The following is a 25,097-nucleotide window of genomic DNA, read 5'->3' as shown; positions in this document are numbered from 1 at the left end:
ATGGACGCCGGGCTGATAGCGTTCTGGGTCGGCTTGATCGCCGCCACCTTGCGCGTGGCCACGCCGCTGCTATATGCCACCCTCGGCGCGCTCTACAGTGAGCGCAGCGGGGTGCTCAATTTGGGCATCGAGGGCATCATGTTCCTCGGCGCGTTCGTCGGCTTCGCTGCGGCTGCGCAGGCCGAAAGCGCCGGCTGGGCTGCCTATTTGTGGGTGGGACTGCTGGCGGCTATCGTTGCCGGCGCGCTGATGGGGTTGTTGATGGCGCTGCTCACGGTGCACCTGGGCCTCAACCAGCACGTGTCCGGCCTGGGGGTCACACTGCTGTGCACCGGCCTGGCGCTGTTCGGTTTTCGCTGGGTGTTCGGCGAACGCGCCGTGCTGCCGCGCATCGCGCCGTTTGCCCTGCTGGACCCGCTGCCGGGCGCGCCGATGCTCGGCCCAATCCTCAACCAGCACTGGCTGACCTACCTGGCATTCCTCGTGGTGGCGCCGGCGGCCGCCTGGGTGTTGTATCGCACGCGGTTTGGATTGCGCCTGCGCGCGGTGGGCGAAAACCCGGAGGCCGCCGATGCTGCTGGCATTTCCGTTTTTCGCATGCGCACCATCGCCGTAACCGTCGGCAGCGCGCTCATGGCCGTCGGCGGGGCATTCTTATCGCTGGCGCAGCTCGGCGCGTTCACGCCGGGCATCGTCGCCGGGCGCGGCTGGGTGTGTATCGCGCTGGTGATCTTTGCGCGCTGGGACCCGCTGCGCGCCGTGTTGGGCGCGTTGCTGTTCGGCGGGGTCTTCGCCCTACAATTGCGCCTGCAAGCTCAAGGGGTGCAATTGCCCTATGAGTTGCTCCTGGCGTTGCCGTATCTCGTGACCATCGCCGCGCTGGCGATCGCGGGCCGGAATGCGCCCTACCCCGGCGCATACCTCAAGCCGTATCGCCGCGAGTAAACAAGACATCTTTATTGGGAGGCTGACGTGGACGAATTCATGCAAGCTGCGATCGAAGAAGCCCGCCAAGGGTTGGCCGAAGGCGGCATTCCCATCGGCTCGGTGTTGGTTATTGATGGCCGGATCGTCGGCCGGGGACACAACCGCCGGGTGCAGAAAGGCAGCGCCATTTTGCACGCCGAGATGGATTGCCTGGAGAACGCCGGCCGGCTGAAGGCCGGCGATTATCGGCGCGCGGTGCTCTACACCACCCTCTCGCCGTGCGACATGTGCAGCGGCACGGCGCTGCTCTATAAAATCCCTAAGATCGTCATCGGCGAGAACAAAACCTTTCGCGGCCCAGAAGACTATCTGCGTAGCCGCGGCGTAGAGTTAATCATCCTCGACGATCCCACCTGCATCCGCATGATGGAAGAATTCATCGCTCAAAAACCCGAGCTGTGGAACGAGGACATCGGGGAGTAGCCAGCAGAGCGCATCTCTGCGTTCGCGCCACGAGCGTCTTGGATCATGACCACACCCACCCCCACCCTCAAGCAGCCCCGTTTTGCCCTGTACATGCAGGACAAGCATCCGCTCGCTTACGAGCTGGAGATGGCCGAATACGCCGAAGCCAACGGCTTCAGCGAGATCTGGCAGGCGGATACGCGCCTGGCCCGCGACTGCATCGTGATGATGAGCGCATTCCTGACGCGCACCAAGAGGCTGCGCGTGGGCAGCGGCGTGCTGCCAATCTGGACGCGCAACCCGGCCGTCATTGCCGCGAGTTGGAGCACGATGTGGGAACTGGGCAAGCAAGTGAGCGGCGACCCCAATGCGCCGAGCCGCGTCATGTTGGGCCTCGGCGCATGGTGGGAACCCATCGCCGGCCGCGTCGGTGTGAAGCGTGAGCGCCCGCTGCAGGCCATGCGCGAATATGTCGAAGCCATCCGCCAACTCTTCACCATGGAAGAGGTGACCTACCAGGGCGAGTTCGTCAAGCTCGACCGCGTCAAGCTCGATGTGGTGTTCGGTGACACACGCCCACGCGACATCCCGATCTATATCGGCGCAACCGGCGACAAGATGCTCGAACTCACAGGTGAGATCTGTGACGGCGTGGTGCTGAACTATGTGGTCAGCGTGGATTACATCAAAAAGGCGGTCGCGTTAGTGGCAAAAGGCGCCGCCAAGGCCGGCAAGACGATTGACCAGATTGACCGGCCGGAGCTGCTGGTGTGCTCGCTCAGCGATGATGATCCCAAAGCAGCCTACTTTGAGGCCAAAAAGCTGGTGGCGTATTACCTCGCCACTGAACCGCACATCATGAAGGCCAGCGGCGTGCCCGAGGACCTGATCGCCAAGGTGCAAAGCGTGATGAGCTGGCCGGCGACCGAGGCCGAGTACATCGCCGCGGCCAGGGTCATCCCCGACGATGTGCCGCGCATGCTCATGGCGGTGGGCACAAGCGATGAATGCGTGGCCAAGGTGCGCGAATACGTCGCCGCCGGCGTCACCTGTCCGATCCTGTATCCGCTGATGGATGACATCAAATCGGTGGTGGATGCTTTCGCCAAATTCTGACCGACGGGGTGCCGCCCAGGGTCGCCCTTCCACTTGTCAGCTTGGTAGCATTGACAAGCTATGGCCCAGTCGCTCCTCGCTTTGCTCGAACGCGCCGGCTTGTCGGCGCCGCCCAGCGCGCAGGACATCTGGATCACCGGCGTCACCGACGATTCACGGCGTGTGCAGCCGGGCAATCTCTTTGTCGCCTATAAAGGCATGGCAGCCGACGGTCGCACGTTCATCCCCCAGGCCATCGAACGCGGCGCGGCCGCTGTCGTGTGCGAAAGCGACCGGCAGGGTGGAGGGGACTCCGTCTCAACGTTGGAAGCTCGATGCTCAATTCCCGTCTCGAACGGTCGGCGCGCCTTCGCCCTACTCTGCGCAGCGTGGCACGACTTCCCGTCGCGTCGTATGACGGTGGTCGGCGTCACCGGCACAGATGGTAAGACCACGACGACCCATTTGATCTTCAGCATCCTGCGCGCCGCGGGGCACGAAACCGGCATGATCAACACGGTCAACGCCGTGATCGGCGACCGGGCGCTGGACACCGGTCTGCACACCACCACACCCGATGCCGATGAAGTGCAGGCGTTGCTGGCCCAGATGCGCGACGCCGGCACCACGCACTGCGTCCTCGAGGTGACCTCGCACAGCTTGGCGCATCACCGCGTGGACGGCGTGGACTTCGACGTGGCCGTGATCACCAACATCACACACGATCACCTCGACCTGCATGGTTCACGTGAAGCCTACCGCGCAGCCAAGGCGCGCTTGTTTGAGATGGCGCCGGTCCACGTGCTGAACGTTGACGACGATTACTCGTTGAACTATCTGGTGAAGTTGCCGGCTCGGCAACGCATCTTCTATTCGCGCGAGATCCAGCCCAATGGCAACTATGGCGGCTGGTGGCTCTACGCGCCGCGCGCCGATCACGCTGCGGGGGTCATCGAAGCTTACGCCTTTCGACATGGCGATCGGCCGCTGGCGTTGCCGCTGAGGACGCACCTGATCGGCGATTACAACATCTCGAACACCCTGGCCGCTGCCGGCGCCGCTTTGGCGCTTGGCGCGTCGCCTGAGGCGATCCAGGTCGGCGTGGCGGCCCTGCGTGGCATCCCCGGCCGCATGGAGCGCATAGACGAAGGCCAACCCTATTTGGCCGTGGTGGACTTCGCGCATACGCCAAATGCGCTGGAGCAAGCCCTGCTCACCCTGCGCCGCATTGCGCCGGGGCGGCTGATCGTCGTCTTCGGCTGCGCCGGCGAGCGCGATGTGCAGAAGCGCTTCTTGATGGGCAAAGTCGCGGCCGAGCTGGCCGACGTGGCCATCTTCACTGCGGAGGATCCACGCGGCGAATCGCTGGATGCCATCTTCGCCGAGATGGACCGCGGCGCGCGGGCGGCTCAGCCGGCGCGCGCCGTCATCAGGCATGAGCCGGACCGGGGCGAGGCGATTCGCCAAGCGTGCGCGCTGGCGGTCCCCGGCGATGTGGTCGTGGCGTGCGGCAAGGGCCACGAGCAGTCTCTGTGCTTCGGCGCAACCGAGTACGCCTGGGACGACCGCGAGGCCATGCGACGCGCAATCCGTGGGGAGCGGCTGGCGCTGGGCGAGCTTGCGCCGGCGGCAAACGAACCGCCGCGCTCGTGAGAAGCGCGGCGGTTCATGTCGGTGGCGCGTCTAGCGCAGCATCTCGCGCAAGACGGCGGGCAGGATGCCGCCGTGCCGGTAATAGTGCATCTCCACCGGCGTATCAATCCGGGCGACCACGTTGAAGGTGAAGCTGCTGTCATCCTCGCGCGTCACATGTACCGGCAACATCTGGCGCGGCTCGCGCAGGCCGTCGTCGCTGATGGGGATGGTGAATGTCTCGCGGCCGGTGATGCCCAGCGACTCGGCGTTCTGCCCGGCGACGAACTGAAGCGGCAAGACACCCATGCCGACCAGGTTGCTGCGATGAATGCGTTCGAAGCTCTCGGCGATCACCGCGCGCACACCCAGCAGCAGGCTGCCCTTGGCGGCCCAGTCGCGCGAAGAGCCGGTGCCGTATTCCTTGCCGGCGATCACGATCAGCGGCACGCCCTCCGCTTTGTACTTCATTGCTGCATCATAGATATCCATCACCTCGCCGTCCGGCCAGTGCCGCGTCACGCCGCCCTCAATACCTGGCGTCAGCAAGTTCTTCAGGCGAATGTTGGCAAACGTGCCGCGCGTCATGATGCGGTCGTTGCCGCGACGCGTGCCATATTGGTTGAAGTCTTCTTTCTTCACGCCGCGCGCAGTCAGGTAACGGCCGGCGGGCGAGTTCAGCGCAATGTCGCCGGCGGGCGAGATGTGATCGGTTGTGATCGAATCGCCGAACAGGCCAAGCACGCGCGCGTTCAGGATCGGCTGGATCGGCTGCGGCGACAGGGTAAAGCCTTCAAAGTAGGGGGGCTCCTGGATGTATGTGCTGTGCTCGTCCCAGGGATAGAGGTCGCCTTCGACGCCGGTGATGGCCTGCCATTGTGGGCTGCCTTGCGTCACGACGGCGTATTGCTGTTGGAACATCTCCGGCCGCACCGATCGCCGAATAGCCTCTTGGATCTCCTGTTGCGATGGCCAGATGTCGCGCAGATAGACTGGCCGGCCGTCGCTGCCGATGCCCAGCGGCTCGCGGGTCAGGTCAATGTCGGTCGTGCCGGCGATGGCGTAGGCCACCACCAACGGCGGCGACGCCAGGTAGTTGGCCTTCACGTAGGGGTGGATGCGCCCCTCGAAGTTGCGGTTGCCGCTCAGCACAGCGACGGCTACCAGGTTCTGGCTCTGCACGGCCTCGGCCACGGCTTGCGGCAGCGGCCCGCTGTTGCCGATGCACGTGGTGCAGCCATAGCCGACCACGTTGAAGCCCAACGCCTCCAGAGCATCCAGCACGCCGGCTTCGGCCAGGTAGTCGGTCACCACCTTCGACCCGGGCGCCAGCGAGGTCTTGACATACTTCGGCACGCGCAGGCCCTTCTCCACCGCCTTCTTGGCCAGCAGGCCCGCACCCAACATCACACTGGGGTTGCTGGTGTTGGTGCACGAGGTGATGGCGGCGATGACGACTGCGCCGTGCCGCAGGGTATCTTCGTGGCCGTTGTAGCGTACCTTCGCCGCCCGCGCTAAATCCTCTTCCCTCAGGCCGAAGCCACGATCCTTCGTCGGTGCGGTGAGCGCAGCGCGGAAGGACTCCTTCATCCTGGTTAAGGGCACGCGGTCCTGCGGGCGCTTGGGGCCGGCCAGGCTGGGTTCGACCGAACCCAGGTCGAGTTCGAGCGTGTCGGTGAAGATCGGATCCGGCGACTCGTCGGTGCGGAATAAACCCTGCGCCTTGGCGTAGCGCTCGACCAGTTGGCACAGCGCCTCGCTGCGTCCGGTGCGGCGCAGGTAGTTCACGCTCTCGGCGTCAATCGGGAAGTAGCCCATGGTCGCGCCGTATTCAGGCGCCATGTTGGCGATGGTGGCGCGGTCGGCCAAGCTGATGTTGCTGAGCCCGGCGCCGTAGAACTCGACGAACTTCTCCACCACGCCCTTCTTGCGCAGCATCTGCACGACGGTCAGCGTCAGGTCGGTGGCCGTCACACCTTCGCGCAGCGCGCCGTAGAGCTTAAAGCCGATCACTTCGGGCGTGACGATGTAGAGCGGCTGGCCGAGCATGACGGCTTCGGCTTCGATGCCGCCGACGCCCCAGCCCACCACGCCCAAGCCGTTGACCATCGTGGTGTGGCTGTCGGTGCCCACTACGGTGTCGGGGAAGGCGACGCCGTCCTTCAGCCACACCACGCGGGCCAAGTATTCCAGGTTCACCTGGTGGACGATGCCGCTGCCGGGCGGCACCACGCTAAAGTTCTTGAACGCTTTCTGCCCCCAGCGTGAGAACTGGTAGCGCTCGATGTTGCGCTCGAACTCTTTGGCGATGTTGAGCTGAAGCGCATCGGGGCGGCCGAAGTAATCCACCTGCACCGAGTGATCAATCACCATATCCACCGGCACGATGGGGTTAATCTTTTTGGGGTCGCCCCCCAGGCGCGCCACGGCGCTGCGCATCGCGGCCAGGTCCACCAGACATGGGATGCCGCTGTAATCTTGCAAGATGACGCGCGCCGGCTTGAACGGCAACTCATCCGGCTTGACCTCGGTGGCGCGCCATTGCGCCAGCCGGACGACGTCGTCCTCGGTGATCGTGAAGCCGTCGCATTGTCGGAGCGCCTGCTCCAGCATGATCTTGATCGAGAAGGGCAGCCGGCTGATTGCGCCGATGCCCTGCCGCTCCAGGGCGGCTAGGCTGTAGTAGTGCACCTTGCCGTCGTCGGTGTCGAGTTCGGCCAATGCGCCGAACGGGTTCTTGCTCGCTTGCATGACAGTTCTTCCTTACAAATGGCTCTCGAAACTTGGATGGGATGGATGGGGCAAACGAAATGAAGCAGCGGCGCACGTTGCCCCGGCGCGCGACGTCTGAGCGGCAAAGCGAATTCAAGGCGAGCGGGAAGAGACGATTTGCTTGTCGCTGGCAACCGTGTCGTGGCGGATGCAGGCGATCAATCTCATGGGCGCGGGTATTTTAATGCGTTTGTGCGACTCGACGGGGCGTCGGGCGTAAACTGCGATACTTGCGCCATGCTGAACGAAGCCTCCATTCAAGCTGTGAATGCGGCCGGCTGGCGCGACGCCTTCATCCGGCCGCTCTACGGTTCATACTGCTTCGCCAATCTCCCGGCGACGATCTATTACGCGCTGACCGGCGAGGGCGCGCCGGGCTTGCCGGACGATGTCTTCGGCGATCTGCCGCGCCGCTACGATACCGTCGTCCTGTTCTTCGTGGATGGCTTCGGCTGGCGCTACTTCGAGCGCATCGCCGAGCAGTATCCGCTGTTGCAGTACTTCGTCCGCCGCGGCGCTGTCTCCAAGCTCACTGCGCTGTTCCCCTCAACGACGGCGGCGCATGTGACGTGCATCCACACCGGCCTGCCGCCCGCGCAGAGCGGCGTTTATGAATGGTTCCAGTATCACCCCGAGCTGGATCGCATGATTGCCCCGCTGATGTTCTCGTTTGCGGGCGAGAAGGCGCGCGATACGCTGGCGAACGCCGGCCTGCCGCCGTCCAGCGTCTTCCCCTCCGACACGCTCTACCCACGTTTGGAGCGCGCAGGCGTGCGGTCATACCTGCTCCATCCGCGCGAGTTTGCCGACGCCGCGCCGACGCGCGCGCTTGGCGAGAACGCTAAGTCGCTGACTTACAAGACGTTGCCCGAGGCGCTGGTGAACCTGCGCCGCGCCATTGCAGAGCGCCACGGGCCGGCCTACTTCCTGATGTATTACGGCGCAATAGATGGCATCGGCCATGAATACGGCCCGACCTCGGAGCAGGTCGAGGCCGAACTCGACCAGTTTTGTGTCGCGATGGAGCGCATGTTCCTCGACAGGCTGCGCAGCACGGGTGTGCTGCTCATCATCACCGCCGACCACGGTATGGTCGAGATCAGCCCCAAGACCACGATATACCTGAACCAGACTGTGCCGCGCTTTCAGGATTACCTGGCGACCAACCAGCGCGGCGAGCCGCTCGTGCCGGCCGGCTCGCCGCGCGATTTCTTCCTGCACATCAAGCCGGAGCGGTTAGACGAAGCCCAGGCTGCGATCGGCGCACACTTGGCGGGCAGAGCGATCGTTGTGAAGACAGCAGACTTGATCGCCGAAGGCTTCTTCGGCCCCGCGCCGTCGGCGCGCTTCTTGTCGCGCGTCGGCAACCTGGTCGTATTGCCCCTCAAAGGCGAGTCGGCCTACTACTACGCGCGCGAGAAATTCGAGAACCGCTACTATGGCCATCACGGCGGCCTGACGCGCGAGGAGATGGAGATCCCGTTGCTGATGGCTGCGCTGTAGCCTGCAATCCTTCGCTGCGCCATGAGCATAGACAGCCCGGAGGCGATTCGCCTGCGCAATGCGATGGTGGACCGGTTGGTGCGCGATGGATACGTGCGCCGTGCCAGCGTCGAAGCCGCTTTTCGCGCCACGCCGCGCCATCGCTTTGTGCCGAGGATCCCGCTCCGCGAAGCCTATGCCGACCGGGCTATCGTGACCAAGCAGGCCACGGGCCGGCCGGTGAGTTCGATCTCCCAGCCGGCGATGATTGCCATCATGCTTGAGCAGCTCGCGCTGCCGCATGGCCGGCGCGTGCTTGAAATCGGTACAGGCACGGGCTACACCGCGGCGCTGATGGCGCACATCGTAGGAGAGAGCGGTCGCGTCGTCACGGTAGATATAGACGAAGACCTGGTCGCCGGCGCGCAGGCGAATCTGGCGGCGGCGGGCTGCGCCGGGCGCGTGCGGGTGATCTGCGGCGACGGCGCGGACGGCTGGCCGGACGGCGCGCCATACGATCGCATCATCCTCGCCGTCGGCGCGACGGACATCGCGCCTGCCTGGCGCGCGCAACTGCAGCCGGACGGACGCTTGGTGCTGCCGCTCGATTTCCGCAACACCGGCGCACAGTTCTGCATTGCCTTCGACGCAGCAGCCGACCATCTGATTGCGCGCTCGTTCGAGCCGTGTGGATTCATTCGCCTGCGTGGTGCGCTGGCGCAGGAACGGCCAGCGCGGCGTTCCGCTCCAGAGCCAGCCGCAGCGGTGGGAATGGCGATGTTGGCGACCGTCTCGCAAATGCTGCCCAAGGTCGGTGCGCAGTTATGGCGGCGACGGATGAACCGCCAGGCATTCGGCCGACCCACACTCGACGGGTTGCAACTGCGCGCCTATCCCCATGAGGCAAACTACGTGCAGAAAGCGGGGGAGACTGTGCACGACACACGCTGGACTCGCTTCGTCATAGGATGGGCGCCAGGCGGGTAAGTGTGGGTCGCAGTGCGCTGGCTCGGGGTTACACTTAAGCATTAGTCATGGTCAAGCTCACCATCTTCTTTCGCCGGCCGGCGGACATCTCGGCCTTCGAGGATCACTTTGCGCACCGTCACGTGCCGCTGATCGCTGCCATGCCGGGCGTTGCGCGCACGTCGGTCTCTCGCGCGCTGGGCGCGCCGCGCGGCGAGCCGCCCTACTATCTCATCCACGATGTGTACTTCGCCGACATGGCGGCGCTGAACTATGCGCTGAATTCGGCGCAGGGGCGCGCCGCCGGCGCCGATCTCATGATGTTTGCTCGCGACATCGTATCGCTGATGTTCGCCGAGGTATGGGGCGAAGATCCATTTGAGACGGCGCGCGCTGCGCAAGCTCCTGCTGCGGCTGAACCTACACCGAACGTTGCAGCGCCCCAAGCCCAGCAAGCTACCTCTGCAAGCACAAAAGCCAGCGCGACCGCCGCAGACAGCCCACCGGCGGCTCCCTATGCCTCATAGGTCAAAAGGATGCCGGGCCAGCCGACGGGCCGGCTAACCCAGAGGCGAGCGGACTCAAACCGGCATGATGATCCGCGACGGCGACGGTGTGCATTACAATATCGTGCTTTTGCAACCAGATGAACGGGCGGCCGTCCCATGCTTATGGGCGCGCCGCCTGACGAGTAGAAGGAGCTTTTTTCAGACATGGGTCCACTGCCAAAGCGTAAGCTTTCATGGGGTCGGACGCATCGGCGACGCGCGCACGACCATCTCACGCCCGTACAACTAATCGCCTGCGACAACTGCGGCGAGATGAAGCCACCCCATATCGTGTGTCCGGCTTGTGGCTACTACAAGGGCCGCCTGGTCGTCCGCATCGGCGACGACGCCAAAGACGACAAGAAGTAATCGCGCTCCGGAGCACGCTCAGTCGAATACGTGACGACCGCATACGTCTTTCCCGGCCAGGGGTCGCAATTCGTGGGGATGGGGCGGGAGCAAGCGCAACATCGGCCAATCGTCAAAGGCATCTTTGCGCGCGCCGATGCTGTGCTGAGCTATCCGCTGTCTCATCTGTGCTGGCATGGGCCGGAAGCCGAACTCAACGACACGCTCCATGCCCAGCCGGCTATCTTCACCCACAGCGTCGCAATCCACGAGATGGTGCGGCTGTCCGGCGAAATCGAAGCGCCGGCCTTCGTCGCCGGTCATAGCCTGGGCGAACTGAGCGCGTTGTGCGCTGCGGGTGCGTTGGCGTTCGAGGACGGCGTGAAGTTGACGCGCGAGCGTGGCCGACTCATGAAGGAAGCGGGCGAGCGCACCCCGGGCGGCATGGCTGCGGTGATCGGCCTGGACGCGAATGCGCTGCGCGCAGTATGCCAGGAAGCCTCCCAGCAGCACGCGCCGGGCGTCGTCGTTGCCAACGACAACGCGCCTGGTCAGATTGTCATCTCGGGCGGCAAAATGGCCGTCGAAGCCGCTTCGGCCCTGGCCAAAGCCAGAGGGGCTAAGCGCGTCGTGCCGCTTAACGTCAGCGTCGCCTCGCACTCGCCGCTGATGGCCGAAATCGCCGACGAGTTCGCGCGACTGGTCGAGAGGACGCCGATCGCGCCGGCGGCTGTGCCGGTGGTGGCCAACACGTCGGCGCGGCCGATCACCCATCCCGACGACATTCGCGCCGAGCTGGCTGCACAGCTCACCGCGCCGGTGCGCTGGGTGGAGAGCGTGCGATTCTTGCGCGATCAAGGTGTGACGCGCTTCGTTGAGCTAGGCCCCAAAGACGTTTTGTGCGGGCTGATCCGCCGCATCGCTGCAGAGGCAGAGACGCGCGCAATCGGCTGACGCACAGCGCGCAGGGGCGTGTATGCGAACAAGCATGCCATGGGACAACTGCAAAGCAAATCCGCTATCGTTACCGGCGCGTCGCGCGGCATCGGGCGCGCGATTGCCATTGAATTGGCCCGCCGCGGCGCTTCGGTGGTCGTGAACTACAACGCCAGCGAAGCCGCCGCGCGCGACGTGGTCAAAGCCATCACCGATGCGGGGGGCACGGCCATCGCCTTGAAGGCTGACGTGAGCAAACTGGACGAGGCGACCGCGCTGGTGAAAGCCGCGCTGGACGCATTCGGCAAGCTCGACATTTTGGTGAACAACGCCGGCGCCACCCGCGACACGCTGCTCATGACGATGAGCGAAGAAGACTGGGACGCGGTGATGAACACCGACCTGAAGAGCGTGTTCAACTGTTGCAAGGCGGCCATACGGCCGATGATCCGCGCGCGCAGCGGGCGCATCATCAACATCAGCTCGGTCGTCGGATTGGCCGGCCAGGCCGGCCAGACCAATTATGCAGCGGCCAAGGCCGGGGTGATCGGTTTTACCAAGTCGCTGGCCAAAGAACTCGGCTCGCGCAACATCACCGTGAACGCCGTGGCGCCGGGCTTCATCCCCACCGCGCTCACCGACGCGCTCACCGAGGAACAAAAACAAGCCATCCTCCAGGCTACGCCGCTGGGCCGGTTCGGCGCGCCCGAAGAAGTCGCCTATGCGGTATCATTTCTTGCCAGCGATGAGGCCGCTTTCATCACCGGCGCAGTCTTGAGCGTGGACGGCGGCCTGGTCATGCAATGACGCGATGGCCCAGTCTTCGGTGACGATCTCGCCCGATGTCGTGCGCACGATCGTGCGCAACACCGTGCTCGCCATGCCCAGCGTGCGCGGGCTGGTGGATCACACACGCACGCTACGCCCGCGCGACAGTTACAAAGGCATTCAGATCAGCATGGACGGCGATGACGTGCGCGTGGAGCTGCATCTCACCGCAGCGCAGGACGTCTCGCTGGTCGAGCTGGGCCGGGCAGTCCAGTCGGAGGTGCAACAGGCAGTTCGGGAAATCCTTGGGCTGCGCGTATCGGCGGTGGACGTGTATTTCGAGGATGTCACAGCATGACGCGCGTATGTCGAGGATATCACGGCGCGATGCGCGCGTGCTTGCCTTGCAGACGCTCTACGAAGCGGACACGGCGCGCCATCCCGCCGACGAAGTGCTGAATCGTCACCTGGCACAGGTGGCGCGGCCGGCGGCGGTGCGCCAATATGCCATTGCGCTGGTGCAAGGCGTGATGCGCGAGGCCACGACCCTCGATCAGATGATCAGCGCGCTAGCCCCCAAATTCCCGGCCGATCAACTCTCAGCCATTGATCGCAACATCCTGCGCATTGCGCTCTACGAGATGCGGGAAGGCGAGGTGCCGCTGGAAGTGGCGATCAGCGAAGCTGTTAACATCGCAAAAGAGTTCGGCAGCGAGACCAGCGCTCGATTCGTGAACGGCGTACTGGGCGCCGCGGCAAATCTATGAACGGAACGATTCTCGGCATCGGCCCGCTGGAGGTGCTGTTCATCTTGATTCTGATCCTCCTCGTGTTCGGGCCGGAGCGCTTGCCGGAGTTTACGCGCGGCCTGGGCGCCGCCCTGCGCCGCCTGCGCGAGACGTACATCGCCTTCACCCAGGAGTTCAAAGGCGAACTGCAACCCATCGCCCAGGACCTTGATGAGGTAACCCGTGAGATCCGCCGCGAGGTGGCGGCCATCCGCGAAGCAGCCGACCTGCGCGCCATCCTGCAGCCTTACGCCGACGACATCAGCAGGGCTGCCAGCCTGAACCCGCCGCCGAGCGCGCCGACCCTGCCGGCAGCGACCAACGGCCCGAACAGCGCCGCCGCGCCCTCGAACACACCCCCTCCGCTGCCTGCGCCGACCCATTCTGCAATGCAGCCCTCGGCGTCTCCCGCCGACCCGACCGAGCGACCCGCCAATATCTCGAATGGCACGCGCGCTGTACTGCCGTCCCCGCCTCCCCCTGAAAACCAGAGCGCGATCGAATTGCCGGATGACAATCCCTGGGCCTCGGTCGGCGCGACGATCCGCACCGATCGCCTGGACGACGACAACCCCTGGCGCGGGTGATCGTGTATAACTGCGGCTCGGAGGCAGGCGCATGGCGCAAAACGTTCAACCGATGGGTGAACGCCAAGAAGAAGAGGGCATGACCCTCCTCGAGCACATGCGCGAACTGCGCGATCGGCTGCTCAAGTCGGTGATCGCTCTGGCCGTGGGCACGGCGGTCGGGCTGGCCTTCGCGGAGCAGATTTTGAAAATCCTGCTCGCGCCCTACGGCCCGGCTAAGCAGCTTCTGGTGACAAGCCCGACCTCGCCGCTGACCAACGTTTTCACAGTGTCGGTGACCGCCGGCGCCATCCTGGCCCTGCCGGTCATCTTGTATCAGATCCTGGCTTTCGTCTTCCCCGGCCTGCTGCCGCACGAAAAACGCTGGATTCTCATCGGCCTGCCGTTCGGATTTGGCCTGTTCATCATGGGCGCGACGTTCGCGTTTTTCGTCATGCTGCCGGCCGCGGTGGGTTTCCTCACCGGCATCTTCCCCAGTGTCTTCAACGTCGCACTGACGCCGGACGACTACATTCCCTTCGTCGCCGGCGTGATGTTCTGGATGGGGGTCGCGTTCGAGATGCCGTTGATCATCTTCATTTTGGCCAAGGCCAACGTGATCAACGCCAACGTGCTCAAGCGGCATTGGCGCTGGGCGGTGGTGATCGTCGCCGTGCTGGCCGCGCTCATCACGCCGACCCCCGATCCCATCAACATGAGCATCGTCATGGTGCCGTTGCTGCTGCTCTACGGGCTCAGCATCATCATGGCCTATCTCGCCCGCCGGAATGCTACCGTGCCGGCCATGCTCGACCCAGAAGAAAAGCTGAGGGACGCCACATGATTCTGCACCTCGCCCCACGCGCCGACTGGGAGGCTACGCCCCCTGAGCAGCCCTATCGCGCCGCCAGCCTGGCGACTGAGGGTTTCATCCACGCCACGCAAGGCGACGCACTATTGCTGCGCGTCGCTAATACGCTCTACAAAAACCGGCCGGGTGAATTCGTCGTCCTGGCGGTTGACGAGTCTAAATTGACCAGCGAAGTACGCTGGGAAGCGCCGACCGGCGATGTGATCCCACCAGAAGCGACTGTGAGCGACACCGCGCCGGACGATGCGCTGCGCTTCCCGCACATCTACGGGCCGATCAACCGCGATGCCATCGTCGCCGTGCGCTTGGCCACGCGCGACGCCGACGGCGCATTTGTCGGCTTCGACCCGCTGCCCGACTTGGCCAATCCGCTTAACCTCAAGTCGCCCGGCCAAATGGCCGACGAGCTGCTGGCGGCGACCGATGCGTTCTCCGAAGCGCTGGCCCGCTTCAAAGACAGCGTCGAAGGCCGTCTGGCTCAGCTCGACGAAGAGATTAAGAAGTTACATTGACGCCGCGAGGTTGGGCGCTTTCCGAGTCTCATTCAGACAGCTCGAGACGATGCGCCTGTCGCGCAGAGCGCGTCGGCAGCGGCGGATGCTCACCCTGGCCGGACAGCTTGGCGGCATCGGCCAATGCGCCGCGCCAGGTTGTGTCCTCCTGGGCCGCGCTGCGGGCGGCCTCGGGAAAGAGCCGCCTTGGCACCCACCACAGATACGTGACCATGCCGACCAGTTCCACCAGGGACTGGAAGACGATGGCGACGACCGCTAGGCCAAAAGCTGGGGGGAGCGCCAGCGCAAGCGGCAGCACCACGAACGAGTTGCGGGTGCCCAGGCTGAACGCCAGCACGCGGCCTTGAGCCGTCGGCAGGCGGAAGGCCCGCGCCAGGCCGCGGGCGATCAGCCCAACAAGGACTAAGTAGGCGACGAAGATGAGGAGCAACCGGCCGAGCGCCGCCAGCGATCCCGCCACCAGGTTCACCTGCGTTGCTGCGATGGTGAAGACGACCACGGCGAGGAGCGGCAACGGGAACCACGCCAGCCTGCCCAATATGCCGCGCCGCCGAGGCTCACCCTCGGCCCACCGCTCGGTGAGCCAAGCGCCCAACAACGGCAACAGGATCAGGCTGCCAAAGGCGATCAGCATCTCGCGCCACACCATCGCCACCCCCAGCGCCTCGCCGAGGAAGAGCCAAAGATACAGCGGCAGCAAGAGGCCCTGCAGCAACAGGCTGACCGGGGCGAAAGCGATGGCGCGTCGGGTGTCTCCGCCGCCCAGATGGGTGAACGTGATAAACCAGTCGGTGCAGGGCACCAGCAGCACCATCAATACCCCAAGGCGAATCGCCACGTCGCCTGGCAAAAATTGCGCCAGGCCGGCCACCAGCACCGGCACGATAAGGAAGTTGCCCACCACGGCAGCGAGGATGAAGCGCCGGTCGGCGATGCTCTCGCGCAGATGGGCCAACGGCACCTGGTGAAATGTGGTGTAAAGGAGCAAGGCGAGGACGGGCCGCAGCATGGCCTCCAGCGTCCCCAGCCACATCGGTTGAGCCATGCCGACGAGCAGGCCGCTGCCGACGGCCACAAAATAGATCAAGACCTGATACTTTTCGAGCGTCTGCCGCGTCAAACGAATCATCTCTGTTCGGGTAACGATTAACGTCCGGTTCGGCGACAAGCCGCCTGGCTTGCCGTCTGCCGCAAAGTGACGCCACGACTATCTCGCCCGGCGCGCGCTCGCGGCCCGAAGGAGAAAGCAGCGTGATGTTTCGCTTTCAACCTTACCACACCCATTCGGCGCCCGAAGTCATCCCGTCCAACCTGCTACAACAGTCTCACTTTATGTAGCCATATTGTCTAAGCCGACATAAGCAACAGCCAGCGTCATTCCTGCGGTCATCACTCCTTGCAAAAGACCACGATGCGATTGGTGTTTGTGCCGCAGGCGTTGTTGGCCACGCCCCAGATGTGGGCGGTCTTGGTAAAGCGCTGCTGGTTGACCAGAATCGCGGCGCAGGTGAAGCCGGCCGATTCGCCTATCGGGGCGACATGTTCATCCAGGCGCACGCGCCCCCTGCGCACCTCCCCCACCTCGAACGCCACCCAGCCGCCCGGCTGCGTGACGCGATACAACTCCTTGAAGACGTCCTGCATCACGGCAGCCCAGGCTTCGGGCGTGCGCGTCAGGGTGATGCGTCGCGCGATTTCATCGGCGATGATGCCGTTGAACCAACAGCGCAGCCAATTGTCCGCGGCATATTGCACCACGTCTAAAAACGGCGGCGAAGTCACCGTGAGCTGCACACCGCCGTCCGGTATGGCCGGCGTGCTGCGCGCGTCGCAGGTCAGCAGCAACGCCGATTCGGCTGCCGTGCGCAGGTTCGCGCGCTGCGCCTCGGTCAGCCCACGCAGCAGGCTTGCCGTCTTGCGCAAGATGATCGCCCGCGTGTCGCGGTATTCGGGCTGTTGATGCAAGCGAGCGTTGAGGCGGCGCTGGCGCTCGGGAGTGGCGGCCTGATTAGGCGGCAGCGTGTAAACCGAGAAGAAGCCGCGCGAGTGACCGGTCAGCCGGTTGGTCGCCACCATGCGGATCCAGGCGTCTACGTCGTCTTCCTCGCCGGCCTGTCGGCGCGCGGCCAGGTAGCTGCGCAGACCGACGATCTCACGCTCGGTATCCGGATGGAAGAACATCGAGAGGTCAACCTCGGCGCGCTGCGAAGCGTTTGGGATGCGCGCCAGCCGGTCGGCCACCACTTCAAGCGTCGGCGGGCGCAGACGCGGCGCAGTCAGGATGACGCCGAGTGGGTTCACGTCGTTGGCGATGACGCGCCGGCCCAACAGGGCCGCCTCAACTGCCGTCGTGCCGCGTCCGCTGAACGGGTCATACACGACATCGCCGGGTCGAGTCAGTCGCTCGATGAAGTAGCGCGGAAGCTGTGGCTTGAAGCAGGCGCGATACGAGATTTCGTGGAGCGAACAGGCCTGCCGCTGGCGGGCCGTCCAGAACTCGCCGACGATGCGCGGGATGGCGCGCCCGGCCAGGCGGAATGCCTCGCGCGATGGCGCACCGTCCAGAACTTCGAACACGCGCGCCAGCATAGCAGATCACTTCTCCATCGCCTTCAGCGCCTCGTAGGCGGGTCGCGTTCGCGTCTCCGGATACACCGGATCCACGACGGCCCACCAGTATTGCTCGTTTTGCGGCGTCCAGTCGAACTGTGGGATGGAGAGGGCGATCATCGGGCCGATCCATGGCTGCCAATTGTGCTTGGCCCAGCGAAAGGCGCGCACCATGTAATCTGCCTTCAACTGCTCATCTATGGCGAACCAGGCGTAGTTGGTGTTGACCGGATCGGTGGTCCAACCGAACTCCAGCACGGCGACTTGCTTGTCGCCATCGCCGAACCGCTCCATGATCGCCCGCAAGTCCTCGACGCGGCGAAAGGCGAAGAAACGCTGCCCGCCCAGTTCGGGGATGCTGACGGCCATGCCGGGCGGCGTCTCCGGCGCAGCGCGGAAGCCGGGCGCGTGCACACCCAACAGGTCGAAGTAGGGCGCCGCGCCGGCTTCGTACATCGCGATGAGGAACTGATCGTCCGGCATGGCCGACGGTGGGCCATTGCCGGTGGGGGCCAGGCCAGCGCTGATCACGAGCGCATCGGGGTCGGCTTGCTTGATGGCCAGGTAGCATCCCTTCAACATCTCGACATAGGCGCGCGGATCGGGGGACATGCCGCCCCACTCGCGCGCCAGGTTCGGCTCGTTCCAGACCTGATACGCGGCAATCTTGCCTTTGTAGCGCGCGGCGATGGCGGCGCAGAAGTCAAAGAAGTGCTGAAGGTTGCGCGGCGGGCCGGCGGCAATGCCTTGGTCGAGCGGATAGTCGTAGCGATCCCAGTACGGCTCGCGATCCAGCCGTGCGATCAAATTGCGCGTGAAGACCTCCGTCGCCAGGAACACCACCTGATCGGCGCGGCTCCAGTCGTATGCGCCTTTCTCGATCTCGATGTCCCGCCAGGCGAAGGTCTGTTTGACCCACTGAAAGCCGGCCTCGCGAATCAGCCCCAAGTCGCGCGTGGCGATCTCCGGCTTCCACCACAGATAGGCTTCGAAGCCATAACTGGGCGACTCGACCCGGCGCGGCGGCGCGATCGGCCGGGCCGACTCGGCTTGCGGCAGCGGGCGCACGGCATTCGGCGCTGTACATGCGGTTGCCAGCGCCACAACGGCCGTCCAGGCAGCCCGGCGTGCTCGTCTCATCAAGGCAAGCCGCCGACCTAGCGCGGCATGGCCTTCAGCGCCTCGAACGCCGGACGCGGCGACCCATCGCGCCGCGTGATGCTATACGGCGCGACGTTCTCTTGATCCGGCTCGCCGCCCACCTTCTGAATGTAGTCCAGGTTGAAGACGATGGCGAACTTGACGTAGCCGCTATCGCGCATGATCTGGAAGCCTTGCACGATCCAGTCGGCTTGCTCTTGCTCGGTATTGTCGAGCGCAAAGCCGAACCCGGGCGGCGCGCCTTGCACCGGCGACCCATCGGAGCGCTTGAGGTTCTCCATCGAGGCCCAGCCGAATTCGGTCACGCACAGTGGTTTTTGCGTTTTCTCGTGGTACAAACGCATCGTGCTCTTGAATGACCACGACGGGTGAGGCGAGTCGAACGGGCCGCGGAAGGTCGCCGTGGGATCGTTGTAGCCTTCGTTCCACTCTTTGTCGGGCGGCAGGTTGTAGCCGTTCAAGTGCACGCCGATGCAGTCCACGCGAGCCGGGCCGCCGGCAGCGACGAACTGATCCATGTAGGTCAGGTCGTCCACCACCTGCATCACGCCATCTTGAGTGATGTTCGCGCCGGTCGGCGAGAGCGCACCCATCAGCACGATGATGCTCGGGTCAATGTCGCGGATGGTGGGCACGACGGCATCCAAGAAGGCGACATAATCGCTGGCCTTGATCTGCCGAGAGGCGACTGTCCACTCGCGGTCAAGGTTCATCTCGTTCCATACCTCGACGGCCTGCACACAGCCCTTGTAGCGAGCAAGCAGCTTCTCGATGAAGATGCGCGCGTCCTCGTAGTTATCCGGTGGGCCGAGCAGGTCCGGACGCGCGGGGTTGGCGTTTTGGGGGCGCGCCCATGCCGGCGCATCGAGCACGCCGAACAAAATGTGCAAGCCTTTCTTGTTGGCGTCGGCAGTAAAGGCATCCAGCAATTGCCACTTGTATAGCGCGTATTGACCGCGGCCGTTGGGCTCAAAGTCCGTCCAGCGAATCTGCGCCTTCGTCCAGTCCATCTTCAGTTGCTCGGCCATGATGGAGTTGAACAGGCCGATGTCGCCAACCGGCCAGTTGCTCTGGATGCCGTAACCGAACCGAGCCGGCGCCGGGCGCGGGTTGGGGCAAACGAAGTCGTCAATGCCTTCGATCTTCCCGCGCGGGTCCATGGTTGCGGTGAGCGGCGGCGCCGCGTTGGCCGGAACCTCGCCCGTCGGCGGTGTGACCTGCGGCGCAAAGATGGTCACCTCTGGGACGAACGGCGTGGGTTCCTCAGCCACCTGCGCGCCGCCGATCGCGCATCCGCCGGTCAACAGGCAGATGCCGAAGCCGAGCAGCGCCAGGGCGAACAATGCGGCCATGCCTAATGCTATCATGCTGATGAGCAAACGGCGATTGCGTTCCCGACGAGGGTCGAGCTTGGGGTTGAAGGTGTATCGGCTCATTTCATGACGCTGCGCAACGCTTCGCAAGCCGGACACGTGCCGTCGGGTCGGATCATGGCGTAGCCTGCCTGAGGGTCCCCTTCGATGTTCCGGGAAGGATCATCCGCGATCCACTCGGTCGCGTCCACATTCCACACGATCATCAAACGCACCTTGCCGCTTGCTTTGGAGCGCTTCGCCGCTTCGGCCAACCATGCCGAATGATCGGCTAACGTCGTGCCTGCGGCAAACGAATACTTGGCCGGCATACCCGAGGGGAACCCCTCGGCCGTCACATAGCCCAGCGCCGTAAAGCATACCGGCTTGGCGCCGTTGAACGCGCCATAGTGCGCGTTGCGCAACGGCTCATAGTACTGAGAGTAATGGAGCGGGCCTACAGTGCCGGGCGACTGAAAGCCGGAGGTGTAGTGGATGCCCACACAGTCCATGTAATTCTGAGCTTGCTCGGCGGCCATCTGGTTGAGGAAGGCCAGTTCATCGCAGCCGTCCTCCGCGCACCCGCCGGCAAACACGCCCGATGTCTGCGCCAGTCCGGCGCTGATCACCAGCGTGCCGGGGTTCGCCTGTTTGATGGCAAAGTAAGCGCGCTTCAACAGGTCGGCATAAGACGCGCCGCTGATCTGGCCGGCCGGCCATTCCGCCTGATAGTTCGGCTCGCTCCACACCTCGATCGCGTCTGCGCCGGCCGCAGCGATTTTGCCCAGGTGCTGCGCCCATTGATCGCGGTAAGCAACATCCATCACGCGATTGCGATCGCCGATAGCGGTGACGAGTACTTTCAACCCTTTAGCCTTAGCTTCGGCGATGAACGCTTCGGGCAATGCTTCGCCGCGCACCTCCGTGCGCGCCCAAGTCATGCCTGCGGTCTTCATCTGGGCGGCGTGGACCAGGTTGTTGACGTGGCCGCCCAGCTCGAATCGCTCGGCGTTCATGCCGGGCATCGGGGGCGCAACATCCTGAGATGCCACAGATGCCGCCTCTGCGTCGCCTTCGGCAGCGGGCGCGTCTCGAGATATCAACACGCGCATCGGGTTCAACGCGATCGCCCGCGCGCTTTGAAACACAGAAGCGATCTCATACTGCCCCTCGCCGCCGGGGGCTTGCACGATCATCGCGTCTGGGCTCTGGCCGAGGGGAAAGCTAAACGGCGTGCCGGCGCCGAACGCCACCTTGAGCACGGGTTCCGGCACCTGCACCGATGCCAGATCGCCGCGCGCGAAGCCGTCCACAATCTGCATCACGCCGTCGTCGTTGCCGGGGTGCATCCACCCGCGCAGCGTGACGCCGCGAATATTGTGCCGACTGAGGCGCTCCAGCGCTCGCTTCAAGCTGGCAGCGGTGCTCAACCACACCGTCTGCTGAATGCCGCGTTCGTCCACGGTGCTGTAGGCGTAGACCTGACCGATCGGGTCGTAGCGCACATCCGCGGGTTCAACATCGCCGCTCCACCACACCCGGACGCTGGCCCCAGGCGCGACGGCCGGCGCTACCGTCCGCAGCCCACCCAAACCGGCGAGCGCCTCCTCCAGGCCGATCAGCCTCACCCGCCCGTTGGCGTCCTTCTGAACACCCAGGGTCGGGAGGATCACCTGCAATTTGCGGCGATCCACGCGGCCCACCGCCCACGCCATCAACGGATCCAACCGGTCGGTGTACCACACCTCGGGGTTGGTGCTCAAATCGAGCTGCACCCACGCAGCGGCTTGGCCGATCCGATGCAGGTCATAGCCCGATGAGTCGAACACACCGCTCGAGTCGGTGAGCGCAGGGGCGGGGATGGCGACGTGGAGGGTCTTGCCGCGCTCGGCCAAACGTGCGCCGAGCTGCTCGATCAATTGCGAAAAGGCGTCGCGCTGCGTCGCTTCTACGCCGCGGTAGTCTATCTGCACACCTTCAAAGCCGCCGACCTCGACCAGGCTCAGCAGCGCTTTCACATGCGCGGTGCGGCTTGCTTGGCTGGCCAGCATCGTGCGCAGCAGCGTGCGGTTCACTTCGCCTTGTGCGCCCCAATTGCGCACGGCGGGGATGACCCTCCGGGGCGCGTCGCTCGGCCGCAGCAACCTGCCTGGGTCGCCGACGATGCTGCTGCGGTCGCCCAGATAGAGGCCGGCGGCATAGACGATCTGGGCGCCGGGCGGGCTAGACCGGACAATCGCTGTCGGATCACGGGTCGCCGGCGGCAGTTCGATGCCGAGCGAAGGCGGCATGGGCGCAACTTTCATCAGCGCCACCAGCGAAGGCACGCGGGACACCTGCGCCACAACGGATCGCGACGCTGCATCCAACTCGCCGCCGAGCCACGCCCATGTGCGCGCTCGGCTATCCCAGCCGTACAAATCCAAACTCGCGTCCGCTTCTACCTCGGGCGGGATGCTCATGCGCAGCGTCGCCAGTCGGGGGGCGGCGCTGCAGGTTGTGACCCTGATCGGGTCGCGCACGAGCGTTAACCCAGATGGCAAGCTGGCAGCGGCAGCCTGAAGCTCGGCGTCACGGGGCGCAGCGGTGAAGTCGGCCAACGACAAGACGCCCAACTTCACGCCGAAGCTGCCGGTCAAGTCGCTCGGCATCACGCGAATCTGAAAACCTTCAGCAGCCACCGTCGTCCGCTCGGTGGTGAATTCGCTGCAGCCGTTGGCGCCGATCCGGTGCAGGCCCACGAGCGCGGCGCCCACAGCCAGGACGGCGCCCAGTGCAATGCCCATCGCTTTGAGCCAGCCCGCGCGCGTCGTCGGCAGCAAGAACTGCGTGCGTGGGGTTTCACGGGTCGGGCGCGGCGGCTTGCGCTGTCTTCTGTTGGCTAGCTTGGGAATACGGTCAATCACCGGCGTCTCGGCAAAGCCTGATACATCGGGATCTGAAGTGCCCGAGGCTTTCGAGCCAGATTCTCGATGCATAGAAGGCCCATTCATGTTATGCGCCTCGTGTGAAAGCGTTACCCTCTATCAACTTGCTGCGCCTGATGCGGCGCAGGCCATGCGCCGGCGCAACGCGATCGGCCTGGGTGCAGTGGAATGAGTCGTCCTCGCCTTAGCGCGCGGCGGTAAGCCAATCGGTTGATCTCTGCGAATCCGTCATTCCAGATTTCGATTTCAGGATAATTTGCAACCGCGCATTCTAGCATGGCGTCCGCGCGTCATCCGTCCCCGCGCGGGCGACGCCGACTGCCGGATGCGCCGTCCGGCCGTTGCAAACGCAACGTTCTGTGAAGTTTATAGCCAGATGCGCCGGAACGCTTCCGCAAAGAAGATGCGGCCGTCGGCGGTGAGGCGCAACAGCCCCTGTCGGATGCGCGACTCGAGCTCGTCCGGCGCTTTCACCTGCGAGGCATGCATGCGGATCGCCGCGATCTTGGTCTGGATGAAATCCGTGACATCCACCAGCGTGTTCGGGCAGGCCGGGCCGGCAAAGTAGATCTCCTTCGGCGTATGAGGCTCGAAGCCCTCCGCCAGCAGTTCGGGGAAGTACATGCGATTGCCCGCGGCCGGGAAGATGGCGTCGCAAACCGCCAGGCCGACGGCGCGGTGATCGGTGTGGTTGACGCGCGTCGCGCCGTAGTGCAGCGTCTGCGGGTCGGTTGTCAGGACGACATCTGGGCGCGCCCGTCGGATTTCGCGCACCAGGTCACGCCGGACGCCTTGCGTGTTCAGCAGCTCGCCATCCACGTGGCCGAGAAAGGTGACATCGCGCACGCCCAGAACGGCGGCGGCGTGGCGTTGTTCGTCGCGGCGGATGGCCACCAGTTGGGCCGGCGTCATATCGGGCTGGTCGCTGCCCTTGTCGCCGCCGGTGACGACGACGTAGCGCACATCGTGGCCTTCGTGGCGCCAGCGGGCGATCGTGCCGCCTGCGAAGAACTCGGGGTCGTCTGGGTGGGCGATGATGACGAGGACGTTCATGGTTCGCGGGCCGGGTTGGGATGTGGGGAGATGAGCAGCTATTTGCCCGGCTTGCGGCGTAACAGCGGCCGGCGTTTTCGCTGCGCGCTGCCTTCGCCATCAGCATCCGTAGCGCGCGGTTGATGGCGTCCGATGTCGGTCGGCCGGCGTTCACGGCGCTGCTTGCGCTCTCGCTGCTTCGCGCGGTTCGGGCGCGTGCGCTCCTGTTCTGGCTGGGCTTCGTTGGCCGCGATGAACGCCTTGGCGGCCGGCGGGAGTTCATCGGGCGGGGTTGGTGGCGACGCCTCGGCTTTGCGCGGCTCGCCCCTGCCGCAATCACACGCGCCATGCGCGTGGCGGTCGCACGTCCCGCTGGCCGCCTTTTCCTGCAATCGCTTCCACTCCTCCAACGGGACGAGTTGTTCGCGATGGAACTCCACCTCGCGCGCCTCCGGCCCTTCACCGATCTTCACGCGCGCCGAGTCGCGCAGGTGCAAGATCTCAACCACCTTGCCCGGCCCCATCGGCGTGCCGACCATGGACTTGAGCTTGGGCAGGTGGCGACGCGCCTCCACATATTGCTCATACTCATAGATGAGACAGCAGCGCAGCCGGCCGCACATGCCGGTGATGTCGTGCGGATTCAGGCTGAGGTTTTGCTCCTTGGCATGTTTAATCGAGATTGGGCTGAACTCGGTCAGGAAGCGCGAGCAACAACGTTCCTCGATGCCGCATGCGCCCATGCCGCCCAGGATCTTGGCCACTTCACGCGGGCTGATCTGGCGCGTCTCGATGCGCGCGCGGTAGAGCCGGCTCATCGCCTCGCGCAGCGCACCCACCTCGACGCGCTCCTCCTGATCGGACGAATAGAGGAAGGTGAGTGTCTGACCGTCGAAGCTGTATTCGGCGCGCACGATTTTGATCGGCAAGTTGAGCGCGGCGCTCTCGGCGCGACAAGCGATCATCGCTTCAAGTTCCTTGCTCTCGTAGTAGTGGCGCATGGCCATATCGCGGCCCGTAGCGCGGCGTTCGATGCGCTTGTAGGGGCCGCTTTTGTCCTTGGGCGGCTTGAACGTGGCGACCTGCCCCATCTGCTTGCCGCGCGCGGTGTCCACGATCACCCAATCGCCGACCTTCAAATCATCGAAGCCCTCTGCGCTGTAGTGATAGACCTTGCCGGCCCGTTGGAAGCGCACACCGACTAAGCGCGGTTTGGGTTCGGTCGGCTTCTCCTCTGGTGGATATCCGCCCGCCCATTCCGGCAGGTCGAACATCGAAGGCTCCTTGACCGTAGCGTCCATACCAGACCTTTAAACGTTGGATTTGCGAGGGACGC

The 25,097-nt window shown here is 64.6% G+C and carries 23 protein-coding genes; 15 read left to right on the top strand and 8 right to left on the bottom strand.

Annotated features, from left to right (window positions below):
• Genes GXH28_RS02465 through GXH28_RS02450 form a run of 4 tightly spaced genes read left to right on the top strand, consistent with a single transcriptional unit; the run spans position 1 to position 4,140 of the window.
• Entirely contained in the window at positions 1 to 945 is a 945-nt protein-coding gene (locus tag GXH28_RS02465; protein ID WP_169237420.1) for an ABC transporter permease, read from the top strand.
• A gap of 27 nt (positions 946 to 972) precedes the next feature.
• Positions 973 to 1,410, top strand: coding sequence for a nucleoside deaminase (locus tag GXH28_RS02460; protein ID WP_169237419.1), 438 nt, complete (start codon positions 973 to 975; stop codon positions 1,408 to 1,410).
• A 45-nt stretch (positions 1,411 to 1,455) separates the two neighbouring features.
• Positions 1,456 to 2,508 (top strand): LLM class flavin-dependent oxidoreductase, encoded by a 1,053-nt coding sequence (locus tag GXH28_RS02455; protein ID WP_169237418.1) that lies wholly within the window; start codon positions 1,456 to 1,458, stop codon positions 2,506 to 2,508.
• A gap of 60 nt (positions 2,509 to 2,568) precedes the next feature.
• Positions 2,569 to 4,140, top strand: a complete 1,572-nt coding sequence (locus GXH28_RS02450) for a UDP-N-acetylmuramoyl-L-alanyl-D-glutamate--2,6-diaminopimelate ligase (RefSeq protein WP_169237417.1) — start codon at positions 2,569 to 2,571, stop codon at positions 4,138 to 4,140.
• 30 nt (positions 4,141 to 4,170) lie between these two features.
• On the opposite strand, the gene acnA is transcribed toward GXH28_RS02450, so the two are convergent.
• The gene (gene acnA, locus GXH28_RS02445; protein ID WP_169237416.1) at positions 4,171 to 6,870 is read right to left on the bottom strand and encodes an aconitate hydratase AcnA; all 2,700 of its coding nucleotides are present in this window, start codon (positions 6,868 to 6,870) and stop codon (positions 4,171 to 4,173) included.
• Positions 6,871 to 7,128: 258 nt separating this feature from the next.
• Here acnA and GXH28_RS02440 point away from each other — a divergent pair, with 258 nt between their 5' ends.
• From GXH28_RS02440 to GXH28_RS02390, 11 genes are all read left to right on the top strand, one after another.
• Positions 7,129 to 8,394, top strand: coding sequence for an alkaline phosphatase family protein (locus GXH28_RS02440; RefSeq protein ID WP_169237415.1), 1,266 nt, complete (start codon positions 7,129 to 7,131; stop codon positions 8,392 to 8,394).
• A gap of 21 nt (positions 8,395 to 8,415) precedes the next feature.
• Positions 8,416 to 9,360 (top strand): methyltransferase domain-containing protein, encoded by a 945-nt coding sequence (locus GXH28_RS02435; protein WP_169237414.1) that lies wholly within the window; start codon positions 8,416 to 8,418, stop codon positions 9,358 to 9,360.
• Between the two features lie 47 nt (positions 9,361 to 9,407).
• Complete coding sequence (locus tag GXH28_RS02430; RefSeq protein ID WP_169237413.1) at positions 9,408 to 9,866, top strand: EthD family reductase; 459 nt, start codon at positions 9,408 to 9,410, stop codon at positions 9,864 to 9,866.
• Between the two features lie 186 nt (positions 9,867 to 10,052).
• On the top strand, positions 10,053 to 10,256 hold the full coding sequence (rpmF, locus tag GXH28_RS02425) for a 50S ribosomal protein L32 (protein ID WP_169237412.1): 204 nt from the start codon (positions 10,053 to 10,055) through the stop codon (positions 10,254 to 10,256).
• 30 nt (positions 10,257 to 10,286) lie between these two features.
• Positions 10,287 to 11,189 (top strand): ACP S-malonyltransferase, encoded by a 903-nt coding sequence (gene fabD / locus GXH28_RS02420; RefSeq protein WP_320447896.1) that lies wholly within the window; start codon positions 10,287 to 10,289, stop codon positions 11,187 to 11,189.
• Positions 11,190 to 11,228: 39 nt separating this feature from the next.
• A complete protein-coding gene (gene fabG / locus GXH28_RS02415; RefSeq protein ID WP_169237411.1) occupies positions 11,229 to 11,978 on the top strand; it encodes a 3-oxoacyl-[acyl-carrier-protein] reductase in 750 nt (249 codons plus the stop codon).
• A 4-nt stretch (positions 11,979 to 11,982) separates the two neighbouring features.
• Positions 11,983 to 12,297, top strand: coding sequence for an Asp23/Gls24 family envelope stress response protein (locus GXH28_RS02410; protein ID WP_169237410.1), 315 nt, complete (start codon positions 11,983 to 11,985; stop codon positions 12,295 to 12,297).
• Positions 12,298 to 12,304: 7 nt separating this feature from the next.
• On the top strand, positions 12,305 to 12,706 hold the full coding sequence (nusB, locus tag GXH28_RS02405; protein ID WP_169237409.1) for a transcription antitermination factor NusB: 402 nt from the start codon (positions 12,305 to 12,307) through the stop codon (positions 12,704 to 12,706).
• On the top strand, positions 12,703 to 13,314 hold the full coding sequence (locus tag GXH28_RS02400; protein WP_169237408.1) for a twin-arginine translocase TatA/TatE family subunit: 612 nt from the start codon (positions 12,703 to 12,705) through the stop codon (positions 13,312 to 13,314). Before nusB ends, GXH28_RS02400 begins: the two co-directional genes overlap by 4 nt.
• Before the next feature lie 31 nt (positions 13,315 to 13,345).
• A complete protein-coding gene (gene tatC, locus GXH28_RS02395; protein ID WP_169237407.1) occupies positions 13,346 to 14,137 on the top strand; it encodes a twin-arginine translocase subunit TatC in 792 nt (263 codons plus the stop codon).
• Positions 14,134 to 14,676, top strand: coding sequence for a DUF952 domain-containing protein (locus tag GXH28_RS02390; RefSeq protein WP_169237406.1), 543 nt, complete (start codon positions 14,134 to 14,136; stop codon positions 14,674 to 14,676). The genes tatC and GXH28_RS02390 overlap by 4 nt, the downstream gene beginning before the upstream one ends.
• Before the next feature lie 28 nt (positions 14,677 to 14,704).
• Here GXH28_RS02390 and GXH28_RS02385 read toward each other — a convergent pair whose 3' ends face one another.
• The 7 genes from GXH28_RS02385 to GXH28_RS02355 all read right to left on the bottom strand — a co-directional run bounded on the left by GXH28_RS02385 (position 14,705) and on the right by GXH28_RS02355 (position 25,062).
• Positions 14,705 to 15,808: an arsenic resistance protein gene (locus GXH28_RS02385; RefSeq protein ID WP_169237405.1), complete on the bottom strand. Its 1,104-nt coding sequence runs from the start codon at positions 15,806 to 15,808 to the stop codon at positions 14,705 to 14,707.
• Between the two features lie 260 nt (positions 15,809 to 16,068).
• Complete coding sequence (locus GXH28_RS02380; RefSeq protein WP_320447895.1) at positions 16,069 to 17,256, bottom strand: DNA methyltransferase; 1,188 nt, start codon at positions 17,254 to 17,256, stop codon at positions 16,069 to 16,071.
• A gap of 18 nt (positions 17,257 to 17,274) precedes the next feature.
• Positions 17,275 to 18,429, bottom strand: coding sequence for a beta-galactosidase (locus tag GXH28_RS02375; RefSeq protein ID WP_169237403.1), 1,155 nt, complete (start codon positions 18,427 to 18,429; stop codon positions 17,275 to 17,277).
• A gap of 17 nt (positions 18,430 to 18,446) precedes the next feature.
• Positions 18,447 to 19,802 (bottom strand): hypothetical protein, encoded by a 1,356-nt coding sequence (locus GXH28_RS02370; RefSeq protein WP_169237402.1) that lies wholly within the window; start codon positions 19,800 to 19,802, stop codon positions 18,447 to 18,449.
• 80 nt (positions 19,803 to 19,882) lie between these two features.
• Entirely contained in the window at positions 19,883 to 22,780 is a 2,898-nt protein-coding gene (locus GXH28_RS02365) for a hypothetical protein (protein ID WP_169237401.1), read from the bottom strand.
• A 315-nt stretch (positions 22,781 to 23,095) separates the two neighbouring features.
• On the bottom strand, positions 23,096 to 23,782 hold the full coding sequence (locus tag GXH28_RS02360; RefSeq protein ID WP_169237400.1) for a PIG-L deacetylase family protein: 687 nt from the start codon (positions 23,780 to 23,782) through the stop codon (positions 23,096 to 23,098).
• A 38-nt stretch (positions 23,783 to 23,820) separates the two neighbouring features.
• Positions 23,821 to 25,062, bottom strand: coding sequence for a PSP1 domain-containing protein (locus GXH28_RS02355; protein ID WP_169237399.1), 1,242 nt, complete (start codon positions 25,060 to 25,062; stop codon positions 23,821 to 23,823).
• Between the last annotated feature and the right edge of the window lie 35 nt (positions 25,063 to 25,097).

Origin of the sequence: Candidatus Roseilinea sp. NK_OTU-006 (assembly GCF_012931985.1) — a bacterium.
GTDB lineage: Bacteria > Chloroflexota > Anaerolineae > J036 > Brachytrichaceae > JAAFGM01.
The sequence above is the reverse complement of the archived record's forward strand: the minus strand, read 5'-3'. Positions and strand labels throughout refer to the sequence as shown.

Coding starts and splice junctions, on each gene's coding strand:
- rpmF (WP_169237412.1), top strand. CDS start 10,053: ATGGGTCCACTGCCAAAGCGTAAGCTTTCATGGGGTCGGACGCATCGG.
- nusB (WP_169237409.1), top strand. CDS start 12,305: ATGTCGAGGATATCACGGCGCGATGCGCGCGTGCTTGCCTTGCAGACG.
- GXH28_RS02435 (WP_169237414.1), top strand. CDS start 8,416: ATGAGCATAGACAGCCCGGAGGCGATTCGCCTGCGCAATGCGATGGTG.
- GXH28_RS02465 (WP_169237420.1), top strand. CDS start 1: ATGGACGCCGGGCTGATAGCGTTCTGGGTCGGCTTGATCGCCGCCACC.
- fabG (WP_169237411.1), top strand. CDS start 11,229: ATGGGACAACTGCAAAGCAAATCCGCTATCGTTACCGGCGCGTCGCGC.
- GXH28_RS02385 (WP_169237405.1), bottom strand. CDS start 15,808: ATGATTCGTTTGACGCGGCAGACGCTCGAAAAGTATCAGGTCTTGATC.
- GXH28_RS02390 (WP_169237406.1), top strand. CDS start 14,134: ATGATTCTGCACCTCGCCCCACGCGCCGACTGGGAGGCTACGCCCCCT.
- GXH28_RS02430 (WP_169237413.1), top strand. CDS start 9,408: ATGGTCAAGCTCACCATCTTCTTTCGCCGGCCGGCGGACATCTCGGCC.
- GXH28_RS02410 (WP_169237410.1), top strand. CDS start 11,983: ATGGCCCAGTCTTCGGTGACGATCTCGCCCGATGTCGTGCGCACGATC.
- GXH28_RS02400 (WP_169237408.1), top strand. CDS start 12,703: ATGAACGGAACGATTCTCGGCATCGGCCCGCTGGAGGTGCTGTTCATC.
- GXH28_RS02355 (WP_169237399.1), bottom strand. CDS start 25,062: ATGGACGCTACGGTCAAGGAGCCTTCGATGTTCGACCTGCCGGAATGG.
- GXH28_RS02450 (WP_169237417.1), top strand. CDS start 2,569: ATGGCCCAGTCGCTCCTCGCTTTGCTCGAACGCGCCGGCTTGTCGGCG.
- GXH28_RS02455 (WP_169237418.1), top strand. CDS start 1,456: ATGACCACACCCACCCCCACCCTCAAGCAGCCCCGTTTTGCCCTGTAC.
- GXH28_RS02375 (WP_169237403.1), bottom strand. CDS start 18,429: ATGAGACGAGCACGCCGGGCTGCCTGGACGGCCGTTGTGGCGCTGGCA.
- GXH28_RS02365 (WP_169237401.1), bottom strand. CDS start 22,780: ATGCATCGAGAATCTGGCTCGAAAGCCTCGGGCACTTCAGATCCCGAT.
- tatC (WP_169237407.1), top strand. CDS start 13,346: ATGGCGCAAAACGTTCAACCGATGGGTGAACGCCAAGAAGAAGAGGGC.
- GXH28_RS02440 (WP_169237415.1), top strand. CDS start 7,129: ATGCTGAACGAAGCCTCCATTCAAGCTGTGAATGCGGCCGGCTGGCGC.
- GXH28_RS02360 (WP_169237400.1), bottom strand. CDS start 23,782: ATGAACGTCCTCGTCATCATCGCCCACCCAGACGACCCCGAGTTCTTC.
- GXH28_RS02370 (WP_169237402.1), bottom strand. CDS start 19,802: ATGGCCGCATTGTTCGCCCTGGCGCTGCTCGGCTTCGGCATCTGCCTG.
- acnA (WP_169237416.1), bottom strand. CDS start 6,870: ATGCAAGCGAGCAAGAACCCGTTCGGCGCATTGGCCGAACTCGACACC.